The organism is Pseudoalteromonas sp. NSLLW24 (genome assembly GCF_015864725.1).
GTDB classification, from domain to species: Bacteria; Pseudomonadota; Gammaproteobacteria; order Enterobacterales; family Alteromonadaceae; genus Pseudoalteromonas; species Pseudoalteromonas arctica.
This window is the reverse complement of the sequence record NZ_JADYWQ010000005.1, coordinates 76,404-96,721: the sequence shown is the minus strand read 5'-3', so window position 1 is coordinate 96,721 and position 20,318 is coordinate 76,404. Positions and strand designations below refer to the sequence as shown.

Annotated in this window: 17 protein-coding genes; 3 read left to right on the top strand and 14 right to left on the bottom strand. The window is 39.1% G+C overall.

All coding sequences use genetic code 11. The features are described 5' to 3' along the window. Positions 1-8: 8 nt before the first annotated feature. Positions 9-425 (bottom strand): VOC family protein, encoded by a 417-nt coding sequence (locus tag I6E72_RS06770; RefSeq protein ID WP_197111567.1) that lies wholly within the window; start codon positions 423-425, stop codon positions 9-11. 276 nt (positions 426-701) lie between these two features. Between I6E72_RS06770 and suhB the strand changes: the two genes are divergently transcribed. After that, positions 702-1,505, top strand: a complete 804-nt coding sequence (gene suhB, locus I6E72_RS06765) for an inositol-1-monophosphatase (RefSeq protein ID WP_002957826.1) — start codon at positions 702-704, stop codon at positions 1,503-1,505. A 53-nt stretch (positions 1,506-1,558) separates the two neighbouring features. Here the strand turns inward: suhB and I6E72_RS06760 are convergent, their stop codons facing one another. The 6 genes from I6E72_RS06760 to queA all read right to left on the bottom strand — a co-directional run bounded on the left by I6E72_RS06760 (position 1,559) and on the right by queA (position 8,222). Continuing rightward, complete coding sequence (locus I6E72_RS06760) at positions 1,559-2,368, bottom strand: substrate-binding periplasmic protein (RefSeq protein WP_121953760.1); 810 nt, start codon at positions 2,366-2,368, stop codon at positions 1,559-1,561. 314 nt (positions 2,369-2,682) lie between these two features. Beyond that, positions 2,683-3,630 carry a protein translocase subunit SecF gene (gene secF, locus I6E72_RS06755; protein WP_007586474.1) on the bottom strand — a complete coding sequence of 316 codons (948 nt, stop codon included), beginning with the start codon at positions 3,628-3,630 and terminating at the stop codon, positions 2,683-2,685. Between the two features lie 9 nt (positions 3,631-3,639). After that, entirely contained in the window at positions 3,640-5,499 is a 1,860-nt protein-coding gene (gene secD / locus I6E72_RS06750; RefSeq protein WP_007586473.1) for a protein translocase subunit SecD, read from the bottom strand. 19 nt (positions 5,500-5,518) lie between these two features. Beyond that, positions 5,519-5,854, bottom strand: coding sequence for a preprotein translocase subunit YajC (gene yajC / locus I6E72_RS06745; RefSeq protein WP_007586472.1), 336 nt, complete (start codon positions 5,852-5,854; stop codon positions 5,519-5,521). Between the two features lie 25 nt (positions 5,855-5,879). Beyond that, the gene (gene tgt, locus I6E72_RS06740; RefSeq protein ID WP_197111565.1) at positions 5,880-7,007 is read right to left on the bottom strand and encodes a tRNA guanosine(34) transglycosylase Tgt; all 1,128 of its coding nucleotides are present in this window, start codon (positions 7,005-7,007) and stop codon (positions 5,880-5,882) included. Positions 7,008-7,190: 183 nt separating this feature from the next. After that, positions 7,191-8,222, bottom strand: coding sequence for a tRNA preQ1(34) S-adenosylmethionine ribosyltransferase-isomerase QueA (queA, locus tag I6E72_RS06735; RefSeq protein ID WP_010554380.1), 1,032 nt, complete (start codon positions 8,220-8,222; stop codon positions 7,191-7,193). A gap of 187 nt (positions 8,223-8,409) precedes the next feature. Between queA and I6E72_RS06730 the strand changes: the two genes are divergently transcribed. Next, on the top strand, positions 8,410-10,941 hold the full coding sequence (locus tag I6E72_RS06730; RefSeq protein WP_165722424.1) for a two-component system response regulator: 2,532 nt from the start codon (positions 8,410-8,412) through the stop codon (positions 10,939-10,941). A gap of 181 nt (positions 10,942-11,122) precedes the next feature. Beyond that, positions 11,123-11,335, top strand: a complete 213-nt coding sequence (locus tag I6E72_RS06725; protein WP_197111563.1) for a hypothetical protein — start codon at positions 11,123-11,125, stop codon at positions 11,333-11,335. A gap of 24 nt (positions 11,336-11,359) precedes the next feature. Here I6E72_RS06725 and I6E72_RS06720 read toward each other — a convergent pair whose 3' ends face one another. From I6E72_RS06720 to I6E72_RS06690, 7 genes are all read right to left on the bottom strand, one after another. Continuing rightward, entirely contained in the window at positions 11,360-12,280 is a 921-nt protein-coding gene (locus I6E72_RS06720) for a hydrogen peroxide-inducible genes activator (RefSeq protein ID WP_007586467.1), read from the bottom strand. A gap of 82 nt (positions 12,281-12,362) precedes the next feature. Then, entirely contained in the window at positions 12,363-13,631 is a 1,269-nt protein-coding gene (locus tag I6E72_RS06715; protein ID WP_007586466.1) for an inorganic phosphate transporter, read from the bottom strand. A gap of 39 nt (positions 13,632-13,670) precedes the next feature. Further along, on the bottom strand, positions 13,671-14,348 hold the full coding sequence (locus tag I6E72_RS06710; protein ID WP_002957838.1) for a TIGR00153 family protein: 678 nt from the start codon (positions 14,346-14,348) through the stop codon (positions 13,671-13,673). Between the two features lie 150 nt (positions 14,349-14,498). Further along, the gene (gene phoU / locus I6E72_RS06705) at positions 14,499-15,200 is read right to left on the bottom strand and encodes a phosphate signaling complex protein PhoU (RefSeq protein ID WP_007586465.1); all 702 of its coding nucleotides are present in this window, start codon (positions 15,198-15,200) and stop codon (positions 14,499-14,501) included. Between the two features lie 46 nt (positions 15,201-15,246). Continuing rightward, positions 15,247-16,074 (bottom strand): phosphate ABC transporter ATP-binding protein PstB, encoded by an 828-nt coding sequence (pstB, locus tag I6E72_RS06700; RefSeq protein ID WP_007586464.1) that lies wholly within the window; start codon positions 16,072-16,074, stop codon positions 15,247-15,249. Positions 16,075-16,101: 27 nt separating this feature from the next. Next, the gene (gene pstA / locus I6E72_RS06695) at positions 16,102-17,751 is read right to left on the bottom strand and encodes a phosphate ABC transporter permease PstA (protein WP_197111561.1); all 1,650 of its coding nucleotides are present in this window, start codon (positions 17,749-17,751) and stop codon (positions 16,102-16,104) included. A 15-nt stretch (positions 17,752-17,766) separates the two neighbouring features. Further along, complete coding sequence (locus tag I6E72_RS06690) at positions 17,767-20,001, bottom strand: ABC transporter permease subunit (RefSeq protein WP_197111559.1); 2,235 nt, start codon at positions 19,999-20,001, stop codon at positions 17,767-17,769. Positions 20,002-20,318: the final 317 nt, after the last annotated feature.

The following is a 20,318-nucleotide window of genomic DNA, read 5'->3' as shown; positions in this document are numbered from 1 at the left end:
TTAACCTATTATAAATCGTTATTTCGCTCACTTGGGATATCACTTAAATATTCTACAAATTCTACTTCAAACCCTGCGGGGTCAATAAAATAAACATTCTTTCTAAAAGGGCTCTCACTACCTTGCTTACTTATCCCAAAACCCGTTTTATTTAAGCGTGCTACTACTTCATTTAAGTTACTAGTTACATAAGCAAAGTGTGCAAAACCAACTTGATGACCCGATAAGTTTCTGTTTTCACCCTCACCATGACTGCTTATCGCAATATAATGCGTGTCATCTCCAAAGTGTACCCAGCGTCTTGGTTTTCCATGCCAATCGCCTCTGCCCTCACTTCTAATCGACCAATGTGGAAATACAGCGCGATAAAATTTAAGCATACTATCTATATCACTCGCGACTAAGTTTACGTGCTCTAAATACATTATGTTGTCCTATCAATTAAGTTAGGAGCACGATAAAACCTCAAGCTAACTTTAGGTAAAGCGTTATTTAAAATTAATTCGATTTAATAAACACATAAAGGAACATAATGACTTATTAATTGCTCATTATTATTTTTTAAAAATATATACACATTTCAATCTTGTATAAAAAACAAACATAAGTATTTGGGGTTTATTGTTTACTTTATGTCAAAAGTCGCTAAAATACGCCGGCTGAAATATATAAACGTTCTTTTACAACCCAAAGGTAATACCATGCATCCAATGTTAAACATTGCGGTTCGCGCTGCGCGCAACGCAGGCAAAATTTTACTTCGCGCAAGTGAAGATTTATCAAAAGTTGAAGTGCAACAAAAAGGCGCTAACGACTTAGTAACTAACATTGATAAAGAAGCCGAAGCCGTAATTCGTGACACTATTTTACAGTCTTACCCTACTCACTCTATTGTTGGTGAGGAATTAGGTGAGCATAAAGGCAAGGATGATGATTACCAATGGATTGTAGATCCTATCGATGGAACAACTAACTTCATCAAAGGTATCCCTCATTACGCGGTTTCTATCGCACTTAAAGTTAAAGGTCGTTTAGACCAAGCTGTTATTTATGATCCAATTCGTGGCGAGCTTTTCACTGCGTCTCGCGGACAAGGCACTCAGTTAAACAGCAAACGTCTACGTGTTAGCAAAACGACGGTCCTTGCAGGCACTGTACTTGCTACTGGCTTCCCTTTCAAAAACAAAAACCACATGGACGCATACACTGAAGCGTTTAAAGCATTGTTTGTACACACTGCAGACATTCGCCGCGCAGGTTGTTCTGCTTTAGATATGGCATACGTTGCAGCTGGTCGTGTTGATGGATTTTTTGAAATTGGTTTAAAACCTTGGAACTCTGCTGCAGGCGAACTTATGGTTAAAGAAGCGGGCGGTATGGTTGTAGATTTCGCTGGTGGTAATAACTATAACCACAGCGGCAATATTATCTGTGGTTCACCAAAATTGACTCAAGCAATTATTCGTGAAATTCGTCCAGTACTAACTGAGTCGTTACTTCGCTAATTTGATGCTATTAATAGCATGCTAAAAAGGAGCTCAGGCTCCTTTTTTTGTGTCTAAAAATAAGGATTATCTAGCTTGAGTTCTACTGTTTTACCTTTTTCGTAAGGTAATGTATTTAAATCCTTCGCAAAGTATTCATCAAACAACGTATCAAACTCACCATTTTTTTGCATTATTTTAAGCCCTTTTTCAATTGCCACTGCAAGCTCTGGCTTACTATTTGATACAAAATAATAAAATCCTGTTGGGTAACTTATATATAAGTTAGGTACTATCACTAGGTTGCTTTCTTTATTAGCTAGAAGCTCTGAATTAACCTCGATAAATGAACGTGGGAAGTAATCAATACGCCCTGCACTTGTTAAGGCAAACATAGCCTGATAATTTGCAAACGGTCTTATATGCAAGCCATTAAATGCCATTATTTTTGTATCTGGCCAATCATGACCTTGCACCGCAGAAAGCTTACCTAACTGCCCTAAGCTAGTAATACCTTTAAATCTAGCAATGCTGTTCTTACTTGTTAATAGTGCCCTTTTACCTATGTAGCCTTTAAATAATGGGATTTTAATCGCAATAGCTAAAGACTCTCTTTCGGGACTGCTCATACTCCAGTATAAATCTAAATTTTTTGTATCTAGTGCTATTAAAGTACGTTGTTGATGGGGATGAATTAAAACGGGGTTAATCTCTGCAGGGTATTGTGCGCTAACCAATGCTTTTTCTAATAGCTCGTTAAGGTAGTCGTCACGAGCATATTGCACACGCTGCTCCTGGGCTACATTTACGATATTTACCTCACTCGCTAAAGCGCTGCATACAAACAAACTTACTACGTTAATCAAATACTTTAATGGCAACATAATTATCACCTTAGTTATTATCGGTAGTTTTAACAGTTATTATTGATAGTTTAAATTATCGCGTTATTTAAGCTAAATAGCTTCCAGCGCCTAAATATAAGATGACGATATTATGTAACTGTACTTATTAATAACCGCGCTATTAATACTTATTTTAAATACATAGTACGACGTTACACTCATGGCGTGCTCTACAAAGTTAGCACTGTTTATTCATACTTGCACAGTAAAGCTAAAACAATCGTGAGCATAAATATATTACAGGCAATAAAAAACCGCTCAATGAGCGGTTTTTTAAAGTAGTTACAAAACCATTACGGCATTGCGTCTAGGTCTGCACCTTCTTTTTCAATTACTTCTGGTATTAAGTCTTCTTTGCTTACGCCCATTGCTATAGCAACAGAGCTCGCAACATAAATCGAAGAATAAGTACCAATAAACACACCAAACAGCAATGCAGTTGCAAAGCCATGAATGGTTTGTCCGCCCCATGCAAACAAAGCAATCAATACTAAAATAGTGGTAATTGAAGTTACAAGTGTACGGTTAAGTGTTTGCGTAAGTGAAATATCAATAATTTCTACAGTATCGTCAATGCGCACTTTACGGAAGTTTTCACGAATACGGTCAGATACAACAATCGTATCGTTAAGTGAATAACCTATTACCGCAAGAATTGCCGCTAATATAGTTAAATCAAACTCTAAACCTAATATCGAAAATAAACCCACAGTAATAATAACATCGTGTAGTAGTGCACCTACCGCACCCACAGCAAAGCGCCATTCAAAACGAAATGCAACGTAGATTAAGATACAAATAAGTGCAGTTAACATGGCAAGGCCACCCTGCTCTTTTAAGTCTTCACCTACACTTGGGCCCACAAACTCAATACGGCGCATTACTACGCTGTCATCAGCTTTTTTAAGCGCATCGATTACTTGGTTACCAATTACTTCAGCTTTAACATCACTACCGCGCGGTGCTAAACGAACTAAAATCTCTTGGCTTGAACCAAATAGTTGTACTGATGCATCAGCAAAACCATTATCAGCTAGCGCAGCACGTACTTTTTTAAGGTCTGCTGGCTGTGAAAAACCAACTTCTACCGCAGTACCGCCGGTAAAATCTAAACCAAAATTTAGACCTTTAACAAAAACTGATGCAAACGACGCTAAAATTAATAACGTCGAAAAACCCATAGCCACTTTACGAAGAGACATGAAACGAAGGGTTCTACTACCCAAACTTAAAATTTGCATGTCAGCTCCTTAAATCGAAAGTTTATCAATACGTTTACCACCAACAAATAAGTTGATTACCGCACGGGTACCAACAATGGCTGTAAACATTGAAGTTAAAATACCAATCGCAAGTGTCACTGCAAAGCCCGCAATCGGACCTGTGCCTACTGCAAACAGTATAATGGCAGCGATTAACGTGGTGATGTTAGCATCAAATATAGTGCTAAATGCGCTATCGTAACCGAAATGAATCGCTTGTTGAGGGCTGCGGCCATCGGCCAGCTCTTCACGAATACGTTCAAAAATAAGTACGTTAGCATCAACTGCCATACCTACGGTTAATACAATACCTGCAATACCAGGTAGCGTAAGTGTCGCGCCTGGAATTAAAGACATAACACCAACAATCAGTACTAAGTTAGCCGCAAGCGCAAGGTTTGCAACCATACCAAAGCCTTTGTAGTACACAAGCATAAACACAAGTACAAACGCAAAACCAAGTGCAACCGCAGTCATACCCGCTTCAATATTTTCTTGACCTAAACTTGGACCTACAGTGCGCTCTTCAACAATTTGAATTGGTGCTACAAGCGCACCTGCACGAAGTAGCAAACTTAAGTTATGTGCTTCAGCTGGGTTATCGATACCTGTAATACGGAACGAGCGATCAAGACGTGCTTGAATTGTTGCTACGTTAATAACTTCTTCAACCTTAATAGGCGGAAGCGCTTTACCGTCTGCATCTTTTTTACCTGATGGCTTGTACTCAATAAATACCGTTGCCATACGCTTACCAATAGCACGTTTGGTAAAGGCATTCATTTTTGCCCCACCTTTGCTATCTAGCGTAATACTCACTTGCGGGCGTTGGTATTCATCAGCGCCAGATTGCGCGCCAGTTATATGGCTGCCTTCTAGAATAATACGCTTTTTAAGTACAACAGGGTAACCGTCGCGGCTCATGATCATTTCAGTACCCGCAGGGATACGACCTTGAGCAGCAGCGCTAATATCAGCGTTTTCGTCTACTTCACGAAATTCAAGTGTTGCTGTTGCGCCTAAAATTTCTTTAGCGCGTGCTGTGTCTTGAATACCAGGTAGTTGAACAATAATACGCTCAGCGCCTTGGCGTTGTACGTTAGGTTCTGCAACACCAATTTGGTTGATACGGTTACGAATAATCGTTTCATTTTGCTTGATAGCGTAGTCACGAATTTCTTTGAGTTTTTGCTCACTCATTGTCGCAAAAAATGCTTTATCGTTACTGCTGTCATCAATGTAGACATTTAGCGGGTAGCGAGTTTCTAAGAAGCTCTCTGCTGCATTTTTGTCTTCTTCAGTACGCATTTCTACACGCATACGATCAGAGCCTGCTACGCGGCGAACACTACGGTAACGTAGTTTTTCTTCGCGCAGGTCGCTACGAAAATCTTGTTCCATTTGCTCAAGCTGGTTATCAACCGCTGTTGCCATGTCGATTTCCATGGTGAAATGTACGCCACCACTTAAATCAAGACCTAGCTTCATAGGGTTACCACCAACCGCTTTTAACCAAGCTGGTTGAGCAGGTGCCATATTAATAGCAGAAATGTAATCATCGCTCAGCGAATCACGCAGTAAGTCATGCGCTTTAAGCTGTTCTTCAACATTTTTTAAACGAACTAAAATTTGCCCATCTTCAAGTATTGTCGATTTAGCGGTTACATTATTTTTTTCAAGGATTGCGTTTACTTTGTCTACAACACTGAGATCGACATCAGCGCCTTTAGCACCTGAAACTTGTATAGCCGGATCGCGACCATACAAGTTTGGAGAGGCATATAAAAGGCCAATGGCTACCACAGCTAAAACAAGTAAATACTTCCAAACTGGAAACTTGTTTAACACGGGGTCGTCCTTATTATTTTTATAGCGACTTCATTGTGCCTTTTGGCAATACTGCAGATACTGCAGATTTTTGTACTGTTACTTCTGCCTGCTCGTTTAAAGAGATAACGATGAAATCTTTCTCTTCAGAAATCTTCACAATTTTACCCACTAAACCGCCTTGGGTAAGTACTTCATCGCCTTTAGCCATCATACTCATTAAGCTTTTGTGCTCTTTAACGCGCTTAGCTTGCGGGCGGTAGATTAAAAAGTAAAAAACCAAACCGAAAATAGCTAACATTATTAGCATTTCCCAACCACCGCTTGCCGCAGGTTGACCAGCTGCTGCGTGTGCATTTGAAATAAATAAACTCATGATACTTCCTCTTTAATTTTAAAGTTTAATTTTTTATATCTACTAGCTCTGGCACGTCTTGGCCTCGGCGAGCATAAAAATCTTGTACAAATTCTTCTAATTTACCTTCGCTAATTGCATTACGTAAACCTTCCATAACACGTTGATAGTAACGTAAGTTATGAATTGTGTTTAGTCGCGCACCTAAAATTTCGTTACATTTATCAAGGTGATGCAAATAAGCTCGTGAATAGTTTCCACACGTATGGCAATCACACTCAGGATCAAGTGGCCCTGTGTCTGTTTTATGTACTGCGTTACGTATTTTAACTACACCTGTGGTAATGAATAAATGGCCGTTACGCGCATTACGTGTTGGCATAACACAGTCAAACATATCAATACCACGGCGAACAGACTCAACTAAATCCTCTGGCTTGCCTACACCCATAAGGTAGCGTGGTTTGTCTTCTGGCATTTTAAACGCACAATGATCAAGAATATTCATCATTTCGTTTTTAGGCTCGCCTACTGATAGACCACCTAATGCATAGCCATCAAAGCCAATTTCTTCTAAGCCTGCTTGCGATTGTGCACGTAATTCTGGGTACATACCACCTTGAATAATACCAAACAAAGCAGATGGATTGTCGCCATGCCCTTCTTTTGAACGCTTAGCCCAACGAAGAGATAACTCCATAGAATCTTTAGCTTCTTTTTCAGTTGCTGGGTATGGCGTACACTCGTCAAAAATCATAACGATGTCTGAGCCTAAGTCGCGCTGTACTTCCATCGACCTTTCAGGCGACATCATAATTTCATCACCATTTACTGGAGATTGAAATAACACGCCTTCTTCAGTGATTTTACGCATTGCGCCTAAGCTAAATACTTGGAAACCGCCTGAGTCAGTTAAAATTGGGAAATCCCAATTCATAAAGTCGTGTAAATCACCATGTTGCTTAATGATTTCAGTACCTGGGCGAAGCATTAAATGAAAGGTATTACCTAAACATATTTGCGCACCAGTGGCTTTTACTTCATCTGGCGTCATACCTTTTACAGTACCGTAAGTACCAACAGGCATAAATGCAGGTGTTTCTATTACACCACGGTCAAAAATTAAGCGGCCGCGGCGCGCTTTTCCGTCAGTACAATCTAATTCAAATTTCATATCATCCTCAATGTCGGAAAAACAGTCCAACAAGCTATAATTTAACCGCTCGATTCTACCCTTTTTGCCTCATTAATACTATTAGCTGCGATAAATTCAATCTTGCTTATTACGCTAAACAAAAACCCCAGCAACGAAGCTGGGGTTTTTAATGTTTTTTACTGAGTATTAAATAACAAGCTGTTACTTGCGTGTTAAAAACATCGCATCACCGTAACTAAAAAAGCGGTATTTTTGTTCAATTGCGGTATTGTATGCGCCCATAATATTGTCTTGTCCGCTAAAAGCACTTACTAACATAATGAGTGTTGACTCAGGTAAGTGAAAATTAGTGACCATGGCATCAACAACATTAAATTGGTAACCCGGAAAAATAAATATATCGGTATCACCAAAATACGTATCTAACTTGCCGCCGTGAACTTTAGCTGCCGACTCTAATGAGCGTACTGAAGTTGTGCCAACCGCAATTACACGCCCGCCACTTGCTTTGGTTTGTGCAACGGCAGCAACTACATCATCGGGCACTTCTATGTACTCGGAATGCATTACATGCTCATCAACACTATCCACTCGTACTGGCTGAAAAGTACCGGCGCCAACGTGCAAAGTAACAAAAGCCATGTTTACACCTTTATCTTTTAGTGCCGTCATTAACTTATCGTCAAAATGTAAGCCCGCTGTTGGCGCAGCAACTGCACCTGGCTTTTCTCCATAAACAGTTTGGTAACGCTCGCGATCAGCTTCGGTATCAGGTCGGTCAATATAAGGAGGCAGTGGCATATGACCAATATCATTAAGTATATCTAGCACGTTTTGGCTATGATCAAACTCAAGCTCAAATAATGTATCGTGGCGTGCAACCATTATTGCCTTGGCTTTGCCTTCAAGAATAACTTCGTTACCAACCTTAAGCGACTTGCTCGCGCGTACGTGCGCAAGTACGCGATGTTCATCTAGCACTCGCTCTACAAGCACTTCAACTTTGCCGCCAGAGGCTTTTTGACCAAACATACGTGCTGGAATAACGCGTGTATTGTTAAAGACTAACAAATCGCCTTCGTTTACTAAATCAAGTATGTCGCTAAACACTTTATGTTCTAGAGTTCCGCTTGGGCCATCTAAAGTAAGTAAACGGCTGCTAGTTCTGTCCGCTTTAGGAAAACGAGCTATTAATTCATCAGGTAAGTCAAAGCTAAAGTCAGCCACGCGCATAATTAGTAATCCACATCATTTAAAATCGCGCCAAGTGTATATGTATCGGATATTAAGCTCAAGAAATCAGCCAAACTTATAATATCTTGTTTGCGTGTTTATCATTAAATTTTCTTGTTCTTATGGTTAAATGTCACTATTCTTGTTCGGCTGAATTATTATAAGTTACATTAGGGGTGTTCAACACGTGCCAAACCAGCTTAAATTGCTAATATTAAACGCAAGTAGTGCTGAACGCCGCGCGATTAAAGGCACTTTAGATAGCTTAAATGTATTTACCTTTATTGATGCGCAAGATAGCCAACAAGCTTTAAAGCTTTTAAAACAACACCCTGTTGATATTATAATAACGGGCATTAATGTTGGGAAAATTGACGGCTGGCGCTTTTCGAGGATGATCCGCTCAGGATTATTAAAAACACCGAAAAACACCCCAATTTTACTTATTCCGCCAATTTACTGTGAGCGTATTGCAGAAACAACAGCCCGAAGCTACGGGATAGATGCTGTACTGCCGTTTGAACATAAAGACATGCTCCCTCAAGTACTTGCGAATGTTTTATCTACTCACTTAGAAAAAAGTAGCCGGCTAAACTTATTATTATTAGAGCCACTTCAAAATACGGCCGACAAAATAAGTGAACAGTTAAAGTTAAACTTTGCTATTACTCACGTTACCTCAGCCAAAGCAGCACTAAACGCTTACAACCAACAGCAGTTTTCAATTGTGCTACTCGATGCCACTACATCAAGTGCAGAGAGCTCGAGTGTACTCGTTGAAGAAATCCTACAGCACAATTCTAAACAAGCTATTGTTACAATTATAGAAAGTGATGATGCTGATTACGCTGAGCAGCTTTTGCTGTCTGGTGTTACCGATTTTATTAGAGCCCCATACGACCCTTCATTTTTAAATAAAGTGTGTGACCATGCCGCACGACGTGAAGATTTTATGGTGAGTTATGCTGAGTTTGCTTACAAAGTAGAGCAGCTAAGCGTGAGCGAAGTGCGTTACAAAGAGTTATTTTCGGCTCATCAGCGTATTTTATTGCATTTGAATACGGTTGTTTTAGAGCTTGATCAGCAAGGGCATATTCGTTTTATTAACCCTGCATGGGAGACATTAAGCGGTTTTGGTGTTAAATCATCACTACAAACCCCATTAAGCGCTTATTGTAATAACGAAGATAAAGGAAGACTAAATTATACTATTAATGACATTTTACATGGTGGCGAGCAACAGCAACAAATAGAAGTAAAGCTCACCCATAAAAATGGCAATTTAATCTGGGTCGAATGCAGATTACAGCTAATCAAAAATAGTCGTAATAACGCGACCATAACCGCCACTATCGACAACATACACGAACGTAAACAAGCAGAAATTCAACTACGTCATTTAGCACACCATGACCCATTAACTGGTTTACATAACCGTTATTACTTTGATCAACAGCTTAATAAAATATGCCAAGATAAATACACGTATGATGGCATAGAGCATGCTGTTATTTATATTGACCTCGATCACTTTAAAATAATAAACGACAGCAAAGGTCACCACCAAGGTGACATAGTATTAAAAGAAGTGGCGCAATTATTTAAAACAAATATTGGCGAAGACCATTTGGTGTGCCGAATAGGCGGCGATGAGTTTGCAGTCATACTTACCGATATGAATTTACTGGATGCACACCTTATTGCTGAAGGTGTGTGCAGCGCGATAGAAAAACATGCTTTTAAATCAGAAGATCAGATATACACTATTAGCTGCTCTATTGGTTTAACTCAAATCACGACACAAAATAACGACCCTAATGAGTGTTTAAAACAAGCCGATATTGCTTTGTATATTGCCAAAAATTTAGGGCGTAACTTAGTACATTGCTACTCAAAAGAGGACGCTCAAAACAATACGCTTCAAACTGGGCTTGAATGGGGTCACGAAATTCGACAAGCACTGCAGCAAGATAATATTGAACTGCATTACCAACCTATTTGGGATTTTAAAGAGTGTAAAGTTGCTTATTTTGAAGCGCTCTTACGCTTAAAACTCAAAGGTAAACTTGTGTACCCAAATCAATTTATTCCCTCTTTAGAGATGCTTAACGACACATTTTTGATGGATCAATGCGTTATACGTAATGCCGTTGCTTGTGTGTCTAAGCACCCAGAGTTAAACCAAGTTGCTATTAATTTGTCAGCACAATCATTCTTAGATGAACGCTTATTGCCATTAATTGAATCAAATCTTGAAAAGTATAACGTGCCCCCTTCGCGGATAATTTTTGAAATAACTGAATCAGCAAGTATTAACAACTTAAAAGCGACTCGTAAAATGATTGAGAAGCTTAATAGCTTAGGCTGTCATTTTTCTATTGACGATTTTGGAACTGGCTTTAGTACATTTAACTATTTAAAGCAGCTTCCAGCACAACATGTAAAAATTGATGGCTCATTTGTAAGCGACATGCTTAATGACCCTATAGACTTAGCGTTAGTAAAAGCAATAAATGATATTAGTCGGTCTCTCGATAAGCGCTCTGTAGCTGAGTACGTTGAAAACGAAGAGATATTTTTTGCACTAAAAGAGATAGGTGTTGATTATGGACAAGGCTACTTTATTGCACGCCCAGTACCTGTTGAAAAAGTAAAAGATGAACTTGAAAAAATTTCAAAAAATAAAACGTTTTACCAACAACAAGCTAGCCCAAAATAAACAAAATTAAACAATTTGTTACTACCAATATTACCTTTCTTGCCTATACTTTCAGTATCAAATAAAAAATGTCGTGCGTTTTAATGTATTTCACTTTAAAAACATGACATTACCTTTTGGCGACGTAGTACTGATATTTATAGTGGGTTTCAAAGCTATTTAAGCTTTTAAGGAGAAAGGTATGACACAGCTAGTTATGTTATTACTGATTATACATTTTGCAATCGCGTATCAGTGTTATCGTTACGCAAATATTAAAGGCTACCCAGTTAAGGTTTTTACTGTATTAGGTTGCGTGCCTTACTTTAACTTGGTGGTATGGATTTATTTACTATTTTTACCCGGACTTGAGCCTTTTGAAAGCCATCTTAAAAATCAAAAGCAGCCTTTATAGGCTGCTTTCATTCATTTACTATTCTTATTTAGAAAAATCTAAACTACATTGGCGCTTTAAAAATATCTCAAGCTGTTGACTAAATAACTTAAAGTCGCGGATCCGCCCCGTAGTTTTCCGCCACAATATGCCAATATCTCTATATGCATCGCTTTGTGATGGTGTTGCCACCATATTTTTATTATCTAAAATTCCGGCGTTAATCGCCATTTGTGGTAAAAAAGTCACCCCGAGCTGATGCTCAACCATACTCAATAATGTATGCAAGCTTGCTGCTTCAAATGGGTTAATACAACTAGCACGGTTTAAATGACATGCACTAAGCGCATGGCCTGTCATACAGTGCTCACGCTCGAGTAAGAATACGCTAGCCTCTGGTAATAGATTAAAGTCGACTACGCCCTTTGCAGCGCTGTAGTCCTTATGGTGCACTAAACTAAACTGATCTTTTGCCAATACTTGTGTATGAAATTTATCGGTTTCGTATGGTAGTGCAAGTAGCGCTAAATCAATATGCCCATGCTCAAGTTTATCCAGTAGCTTATCACTCGTATCTTCTATTAATACCAACTCTAAATCACAAAAGGTTTCTTTACAAAAGTGATACAGAGGAGCCGCTATAAAGCTAGCAATTGTAGGTATAACACCCACTGTTAATTTACCACTCAGCGGTGTTAAAAAGCTTTTAGTGAGCTCTTTTAAACTAATTGTATCGTTAATTATTTTACGAGAGCGCTCAACAACTTCTTCACCAATACTGGTAAACATAAGGCTGCGATTTTCGCGTTCAATAAGCTGGCAACCCAACGTTTCTTCAAGATTTTGAATAGCACTGCTTAAAGTAGATTGCCCAATAAAACAGGCACTGGCAGCTCTGCCAAAGTGCTGATGTTGATGAACAGCTAATAAATACTGTAGCTGTTTGATACTTGGAAGATTGGTCATTTTTTCTTTCCACAAATAAAAAGACCCCAACACCTAGGGCATTGAGATCTTTTCAAGCTAAAAGTCTTTGAGTACTTTTTTGTTAAACCCCAAATGCGGTTCTTAGTACGTAGAAAATAACAATAGCAAGGGCAGCGCCAACTGGCAATGTAATTACCCAAGAAACTACAATGTTTCTGATAACACCCATGTTAAGTGCACCAATTCCACGTGCCATACCTACACCTAATACCGCACCTACTAAGGTTTGAGTAGTAGAGATTGGCATACCAGTACCTGATGCAATTACAACGGTAGAAGCAGCGGCTAGTTCAGCAGCAAAACCACGGCTAGGCGTTAAATGTGTAATGCCTTCACCAATCGTTTTAATTACTTTTTTGCCCAAAATAGCAAGACCCGCAACAATACCAAAACCACCTAGAGGTAGAATCCACCAAGCAATAGCCGCTTTTTTAGCAATTTCACCATTGTTTTCAACAATATTTACAACAGCAGCTAGTGGACCGATTGCATTAGCAACATCGTTAGAACCATGTGCAAAGGCCATACAACATGCTGTTAATACCATAAGAACAGCAAACACTTTTTCAACATTGTTGAATTGCATTTGTTTATCTGCTTTTGGATCGATATTTAAACGAGAAATAGCAATTTTACCAATTATAGCAACGACAACTGCTACAGCTATTGCTAAGGCGTACCCTTCGGCTGCACCTAAATCAACACCAACATGCTTTAAGCCTTTTTTAATTGTAACCAAGGCCATTATAAAACCTGCTAAACCCATATAAAGTGGTACATAGCGTTTAGCATTTTTTAGTGGTGCATCTGTATTAAAAATAAGTTTTTGTGCACTCATAAATATTAAGTATGCAATAAAGCCTGATATGGCGGGCGTTATAATCCAACTACCAACAATACCACCTACTTTATCCCATTGAATCGCCTCAGTACCAACAGCAACTAACGCAAAACCAATGATTGCACCAATGATTGAGTGAGTCGTTGATACTGGCCAACCCAAGAACGAGGCCATTAATAACCAAGCACCCGCTGCAAATAAAGACGAAATCATACCCAGAACCATAAGTTCAGGAATGTCTGCAAATGGTGCGGCATCGATAATTCCTTTACGAATTGTTGATGTAACCTCACCACCTGCTAAGTAAGCGCCTGCAAATTCAAAAATCATCGCTATAAAAATAGCTTGTTTGATTGTTAGCGCTTTTGAACCTACAGATGTGCCCATGGCGTTCGCTACGTCGTTCGCGCCAATACCATAAGCCATAAAAAAGCCGACTGCTGCGGCAATTAAAATTAATACCGTGCCGTAAGATGCAATGATATCCATTGTAAAACCTTAATCTTTCGTGTTTGAACTGATTTTAAATTAACGAGCTAACATCAGCTCAAGACGTGATCCTACGCGCTCTGCAATATCTGCAAGCTCGCCAACCCATTCAATGATTTTGTACAAAAACATAACATCAATTGGATTTAACTCACCCTCTACATCACGTAGCTGGCGGCGTACTTTTATCTGCATTTCGTCCGTGTCTTGTTCTATGGCATCCAATTCAACTAACATTTTTTCTACTAAGGTGACTTCTCGACCTTTAAAACCCGTTTCTAGCAATTCTTCTAATTCGTTAATTGCTTTAGATGCTTGTTTAGTCGCATCTACACAACGGGTTAAGTAAGCTAAGAAATCAGCTTGCATAACTTTTGGAATGGTCATTTCACGACCAATCACTCGCCCTGCAATATCTTTTGCTTTATTGGCAATTTTATCTTGTTGAGTTACTAGTTCGAGAAGATCTGTACGCTCTACCGGCATGAATAAACCACGCGGTAATTGTAAACGTATATCTCTTTTCATATCATCAGCTTCACGTTCTAAATTGCGAATAGTGATGCGAAGCTCTTCTGCTTGTACCCACTCTTCTTTAAATACGTGATTAAAAAAAGGTATCAAAGCTTTACTTGCTTGATGAACCTTCTTGATGTGTTCTTCCATTGGTTTGATAGGAGATTTTGCAAATACTCCTAAAAACGCGTTTGTAGGCATAACTGACCCTTTAATCAAATTGATATGCTTTGCAGCATGAATTTTACAGTATTAACCAAGATTGTGAACGCTTTTTATTACTTCACTAAAGCTTGCAATACACAAAGCGGCACTAAGCCGCTTTAATAGAAATACATGATGGATAAAAAATCATAGTGATTTTTCTATATCTTCTTGAGATGTATGGCGAATATCTTTGCCATTAACAAAATAAATAATGTATTCAGCAATGTTCTGACAGCGATCACCAATACGCTCTAATGAGCGAACAGACCAGACTAAGTCCATGATTTTAGGTATTGAGCGTGGATCTTCCATCATGTAAGTCATTATTTGACGTGTGATGGCTTCATATTCGCGGTCAACTTTTGCATCTTCTTTATGTACTTGAAATGCACGTTGCACATCCATACGCGCAAATGCATCTAGTACGTCGTGTAGCATTTTTAAAACCTGGCGGCCCATGTTTTCAATATTTACTAATAAATCTTGCTGATCTTTGGTAAATGAGTCTAGTGCAACTTTAGCAATTCGCTCAGCTTCATCGCCAATACGTTCTAAATCGGCGATTGTTTTAGCAATTGCAATCACTAAACGCAGGTCACTTGCTGCAGGCTGACGACGAGCAATAATACGCGTACACTCTTCATCAATACTTACTTCCATTGCATTCACTTTATAATCGTTCTGACGTACCTTTTGAGCAAGCTCTGCATCGTTACGACTCACCGCATCAAGCGCACTATTTAACTGCTGCTCAACTAAGCCACCCATACTTAATACATGATTACGTACATTTTCTAGTTCTTGGTTAAAACGCCCAGAAATATGTTTATTAATATTATGTTCCATAGTTACCTTCTCTCTTAATCTTGCACAACACGCTACAACGGGCTAATTAACCGTAACGACCGGTAATATAATCTTCGGTCTTTTTCTTCGTTGGTGTAGTAAATAAGGTATTTGTGTCTGAGTACTCAATCAATTCGCCCATATACATAAAGGCTGTTTGATCAGATACACGTGCTGCTTGTTGCATGTTATGTGTAACAATAACAACGGTAAATTGGTTTTTTAAATCGTTTATTAGCTCTTCGATTACCAAAGTAGAAATAGGGTCAAGTGCTGATGTAGGTTCATCTAATAAAAGAACTTCTGGCTCAATTGCAATTGAGCGAGCAATAACTAAACGCTGTTGCTGACCACCCGATAAGCCAAACGCGCTATCGTGTAATCTGTCTTTTACTTCATCCCATAAAGCAGCACCACGAAGTGATTGCTCTACCACTTCGTCTAACTTACGCTTCTCTTTAATGCCTTGTAAGCGTAGGCCATAAACCACATTTTCATAAATTGATTTAGGAAATGGGTTAGGACGCTGAAACACCATACCTACATTACGACGAAGTGCTGCTACATCTACGCTCTTATCGTAAATATTTTGACCGTGAAGTAATATTTCACCTTCAATACGGCAAATATCAACCAAATCGTTCATGCGGTTAATACAACGTAATAGAGTTGATTTACCACAACCAGATGGTCCAATAAACGCAGTTACTTGGCCTTTTGGAATGTTCATATTTACTTTATTAAGCGCTTGCTTATCACCGTAGTAAAGATCGAGATCTTTAATCTCTAGCGCTTTTTGGTCATCTGTTAAATTTTCTAAGTCTAACTTCTGGCCTATATTAGCTTGGTTTACTTTTGGAGCGACTGTAATCATTTTTGTTACCTATAAAATCTTTACTAATTAGTGTTCAAGCGATCTGAATTTTTCACGTAAATGGTTACGTATACCAATGGCCGTTATGTTTAGGGTAATAATCACCGACACCAATAAAAAGGCCGTTGCGTATACCAGCGGGCGTGCCGCTTCAACATTAGGGCTTTGGAAGCCAACATCGTATATATGAAAGCCTAAGTGCATGAACTTTCTATCTAAGTGAAAATACGGGAAGTTGCCATCAAGTGGTAATGTAGGGGCCATTTTTACGACGCCTACTAGCATTAACGGTGCAACTTCACCTGCAGCACGCGCAACTGCCAGTATTAAACCGGTCATAATTGCAGGGCTTGCCATTGGAATAATTATGCGCCATAACGTTTCTACTTTTGTTGCGCCAAGCGCTAGTGAACCATCACGTACGGTACTTGGAATACGAGATAAACCTTCTTCAGTCGATACAATAACAACTGGCAGCGTTAGTATAGCGAGCGTTAATGCCGACCACATTACACCTGGCGTACCAAATACTGGCGTTGGCGACGATTCTGGATAAAATAGTTGGTCTAAGCTACCACCTAACATGTATACAAAAAAGCCAAGGCCAAATACACCATATACAATTGAAGGAACACCAGCCAAGTTAATCACCGCGATACGAATCATTTTAGTGATTGCATTTTTAGCGGCGTACTCGTGTAAGTAAATTGCAGCAACAACGCCAAACGGTGTCACTATTACAGCCATCAACATAACCATAAACACAGTACCAAATATAGCAGGGAAAACACCGCCCTCTGTATTTGCTTCACGTGGATCATCAGATACAAACTTACCTAGCTGTACAAAATAGTGACCTAGCTTTGCAAAAAAGCCCATGTCGTTTGGAAACCAAACATCAAGTACTTGGTACATTGGAATCGTTACAACCTCACCGCGCATATCTTTTACAGTTACGTGGTCACGCTTAGCTTGCTTGCGTAGTGCAAATAAATCTTTTTCAAGTACACCATACTGTGCACGTAATTCAGCACGCTCTTGAGCAAGCTCAGCAACACGCTCATCAGTAAGTGCATTATCGAGTAAGTAGCCCTTTTCTTTTAAACGAAGGCGTTCAAGTGCGTAGTTAATATGCCCAATGTCACCATTTTGCAAATCAAGTGCTTCGTCATTTAAGTCAACTGCACGCTCTACAAGCTCATGTAGCGCTTCAATCTTATCGCCTTCGACTGGTTTACCATCTTTAATTACACTTTCAACATAACCATAAAAATTACCGTTTTTACTACGCTCAAATACAGCAAGCGCCGCTGGTGCTGTTTTATTTGTTATGTCGGTTTCTAATATCCAACGAAAATCTAAATCTACATATTCGCGGTTACCTGTTTTAATAAGTAAGCGCTCTATTTCTTCTTTTTCAAACCCGCTAACATCAATACCTGTCGCGGCTAAACGCGTTTTTGGTACTAATTCACGGTCGTAAACTTCGCCAATAACGGTTTGCTTTGCAATCGACCCTTCAAGTTCAAACTGTACAACTTCTGAAGGCCAGAAAAAGCTTAACCCTTTCCAGGCTATCATTGCCAATAAGCCTAAAACTGAAATCAAACTGATGCTCACTGCACCACCGGTCATCCAAATCCAAGGAGAACCAGACTTAAACCACTGCTTTACCATGTCATGTCTCTCCGCTTACATTGAGCTGTATTTTTCACGCAGTTGCTGGCGAACAAACTCAGCGACTGTGTTAAAAATGAATGTGAATATGAATAATACAAAGGCCGCTAAGAACAATATTCTATAGTGCGAACTACCTACTTCTGACTCTGGCATTTCAACTGCAATATTTGCTGCAAGCGTACGCATACCTTGGAAAATGCTCCAATCCATAATCGGTGTATTACCGGTTGCCATAAGTACAATCATGGTTTCGCCAACTGCTCGGCCAAGTCCCATCATTACCGCAGAGAAGATACCTGGGCTTGCTGTTAGTAATACAACACGTATTAGTGTTTGCCACTGCGTTGCACCTAATGCTAATGAGCCATTTGATAAATGCTTTGGAACACTAAATACCGCGTCTTCTGCAATTGAGAATATAGTAGGAATAACCGCAAAACCCATCGCAATACCTACAACAAGCGAGTTACGTTGATCGAATGTCATACCCAGCTCATTTGTTAAGTACTGACGCACATTGCCGTCAAACATCCAAAGTTCAACAAATTCGCTCATAGCAAACGAAAACCAACCAATAAGTAAAACGACCGGAATAAGGATGATTGAATGCGAACCATCAGGAATTCTATGGCGTATTTTTGTTGGTAATTTAGTCCAGGCTAAACCTGTCGCTAACATGCCTAAAGGTAATAATATGAGTAACCCAACAATGGCAGGTAAGTGCTCTTCTATTAATGGGGCTAACCAAAGACCCGCTAAAAAACCTAAAATAACGGTTGGTAATGCTTCCATTATTTCAACGGTAGGCTTAACCACTTTACGTAATTTGCTCGACATAAAGTATGCCGTGTAAATAGCCGCCGAAAGCGCGATTGGTACAGCAAACAACATCGCATAAAGTGCTGCTTTTAATGTACCGAACGAAATTGGCACAAGTGAAAACTTAGATTCAAAGTCGTCACTGGCTGATGTTGACTGCCAAATATAACCTGGCTCTGGGTAACCTTCGTACCACACTTCTTGCCAAAGTGCTGACCAAGTAACTTCTGGGTGCTCGTTATGAATGTCTAACACTATTAGCTTATTATCCGCTAAAATTAACGCAGCATTTGAACGTGGTGCAATTGCAAAGTTTTCTATTGCGCCTTCACTTACTTTTCCCTGCCAAAGTTTTGCTTCGCTGGTTGTGTAGTACACACCTAGCTCACCATTATTGCCGGTAGTAAAAAAAGTACGACGATAAAACTCAGTAAATACACTTAATTTACTTTGCTTAGCTGTTTCAAATGAGCGAATCTTTTGATATTCACGGCCTGTGTCAGTGTTTACTTCAAACCACTGCGAAATCTCACCGTTATCATTAGCAAGCATGAGTGAGTTTGCGCCCGCTAGCAGTTGTGCAGATACAATATTTGCATTTTCTTCGTTAGCCGAAAGCAACTGAATTTGCTCTACATCACTTGGGTCACGCGTATCGTATACATACACTTGATTAGCAGAACGTACAAAAGTACGTGTTGTATCTGGCGACATTAATAACTCGTCTACACGTCCATTAACATCAAGTTCTGTACGCTCAACAACCCACTCTACTTCACCGGTAAACATATTCTCTTCAGCAATAAAGCTGCTAAATAATACACGCTTATCTTCTGTAAGAGCTACAACCGCTGTTTTGTCTTCATAGTGACTAAATGCAAAGCGTTTAATAGCTGCACCTTGTTCATCTACTTCTAAAGCCATTTCCCCTAGAGGAAAACCTAAGCGAGGTGTTAATTTACGCTCGTTATTTGGAAAGGTAACTAAAAATTTAGGTGCAACAACCATTACGGTGCCATCTTCTAAACCAAACGCATAATGCCCTTGAAAAGGCGCGCTTGTTGCAAAGCTTGTTGCATCACTTGGTAAATCTGCATTAAGTGTTTTGAGTTTTTTACCAAAACTACCTGACTCAACACTGTAAAAATCAACCTGACCCTGCTGACTTAGTAAATAAGCTACTTCAGTTTGCTCTTCTACGCCTAAACCTACTATTTGCTGTGAATTAGCAACATGAAAGCTATCGCGCTTTTCTACTTTTGCTGATTCAAAAATTGGCTGTACTACATAAAGAAGGTAAAAGAATATTAATAGCAGCGCTACCAATACCATTATCCCACCTGCGGTTATCCCAAATTTAGCAAACCGATCTTTAAATAGACGGCTTCGATCCGTATTAAAAGTCGGCTTATTCGGATTTGAAGTCATCAAAACACCCTTAAATCTTAACGTTGCATAAATTATATTTCATCAAGATGACAGTATTGTTACAACGGTAACAATAAGCACTTTAAAACGGTTTTAAATAATACTAGGGAGATAAATGTCTAAATTAACTTCAAATCGATGATTTATAAGTGAACTAAATTATAAAATAATTGGACAAAGTATTTATCGAGGTCAATACTAAAAGAGTACTTAGTAAATAATAATGACTATTAACACTGCGTATAGTCAACACAACTATATTCATTTTTTTAATTTATAATCAAAGATTTATAAAAAGTGCAACAACACACAATTTA

Coding starts and splice junctions, on each gene's coding strand:
- I6E72_RS06770 (WP_197111567.1), bottom strand. CDS start 425: ATGTATTTAGAGCACGTAAACTTAGTCGCGAGTGATATAGATAGTATG.
- suhB (WP_002957826.1), top strand. CDS start 702: ATGCATCCAATGTTAAACATTGCGGTTCGCGCTGCGCGCAACGCAGGC.
- I6E72_RS06760 (WP_121953760.1), bottom strand. CDS start 2,368: ATGTTGCCATTAAAGTATTTGATTAACGTAGTAAGTTTGTTTGTATGC.
- secF (WP_007586474.1), bottom strand. CDS start 3,630: ATGCAAATTTTAAGTTTGGGTAGTAGAACCCTTCGTTTCATGTCTCTT.
- yajC (WP_007586472.1), bottom strand. CDS start 5,854: ATGAGTTTATTTATTTCAAATGCACACGCAGCAGCTGGTCAACCTGCG.
- tgt (WP_197111565.1), bottom strand. CDS start 7,007: ATGAAATTTGAATTAGATTGTACTGACGGAAAAGCGCGCCGCGGCCGC.
- queA (WP_010554380.1), bottom strand. CDS start 8,222: ATGCGCGTGGCTGACTTTAGCTTTGACTTACCTGATGAATTAATAGCT.
- I6E72_RS06725 (WP_197111563.1), top strand. CDS start 11,123: ATGACACAGCTAGTTATGTTATTACTGATTATACATTTTGCAATCGCG.
- I6E72_RS06720 (WP_007586467.1), bottom strand. CDS start 12,280: ATGACCAATCTTCCAAGTATCAAACAGCTACAGTATTTATTAGCTGTT.
- I6E72_RS06715 (WP_007586466.1), bottom strand. CDS start 13,631: ATGGATATCATTGCATCTTACGGCACGGTATTAATTTTAATTGCCGCA.
- I6E72_RS06710 (WP_002957838.1), bottom strand. CDS start 14,348: ATGCCTACAAACGCGTTTTTAGGAGTATTTGCAAAATCTCCTATCAAA.
- phoU (WP_007586465.1), bottom strand. CDS start 15,200: ATGGAACATAATATTAATAAACATATTTCTGGGCGTTTTAACCAAGAA.
- pstB (WP_007586464.1), bottom strand. CDS start 16,074: ATGATTACAGTCGCTCCAAAAGTAAACCAAGCTAATATAGGCCAGAAG.
- pstA (WP_197111561.1), bottom strand. CDS start 17,751: ATGGTAAAGCAGTGGTTTAAGTCTGGTTCTCCTTGGATTTGGATGACC.
- I6E72_RS06690 (WP_197111559.1), bottom strand. CDS start 20,001: ATGACTTCAAATCCGAATAAGCCGACTTTTAATACGGATCGAAGCCGT.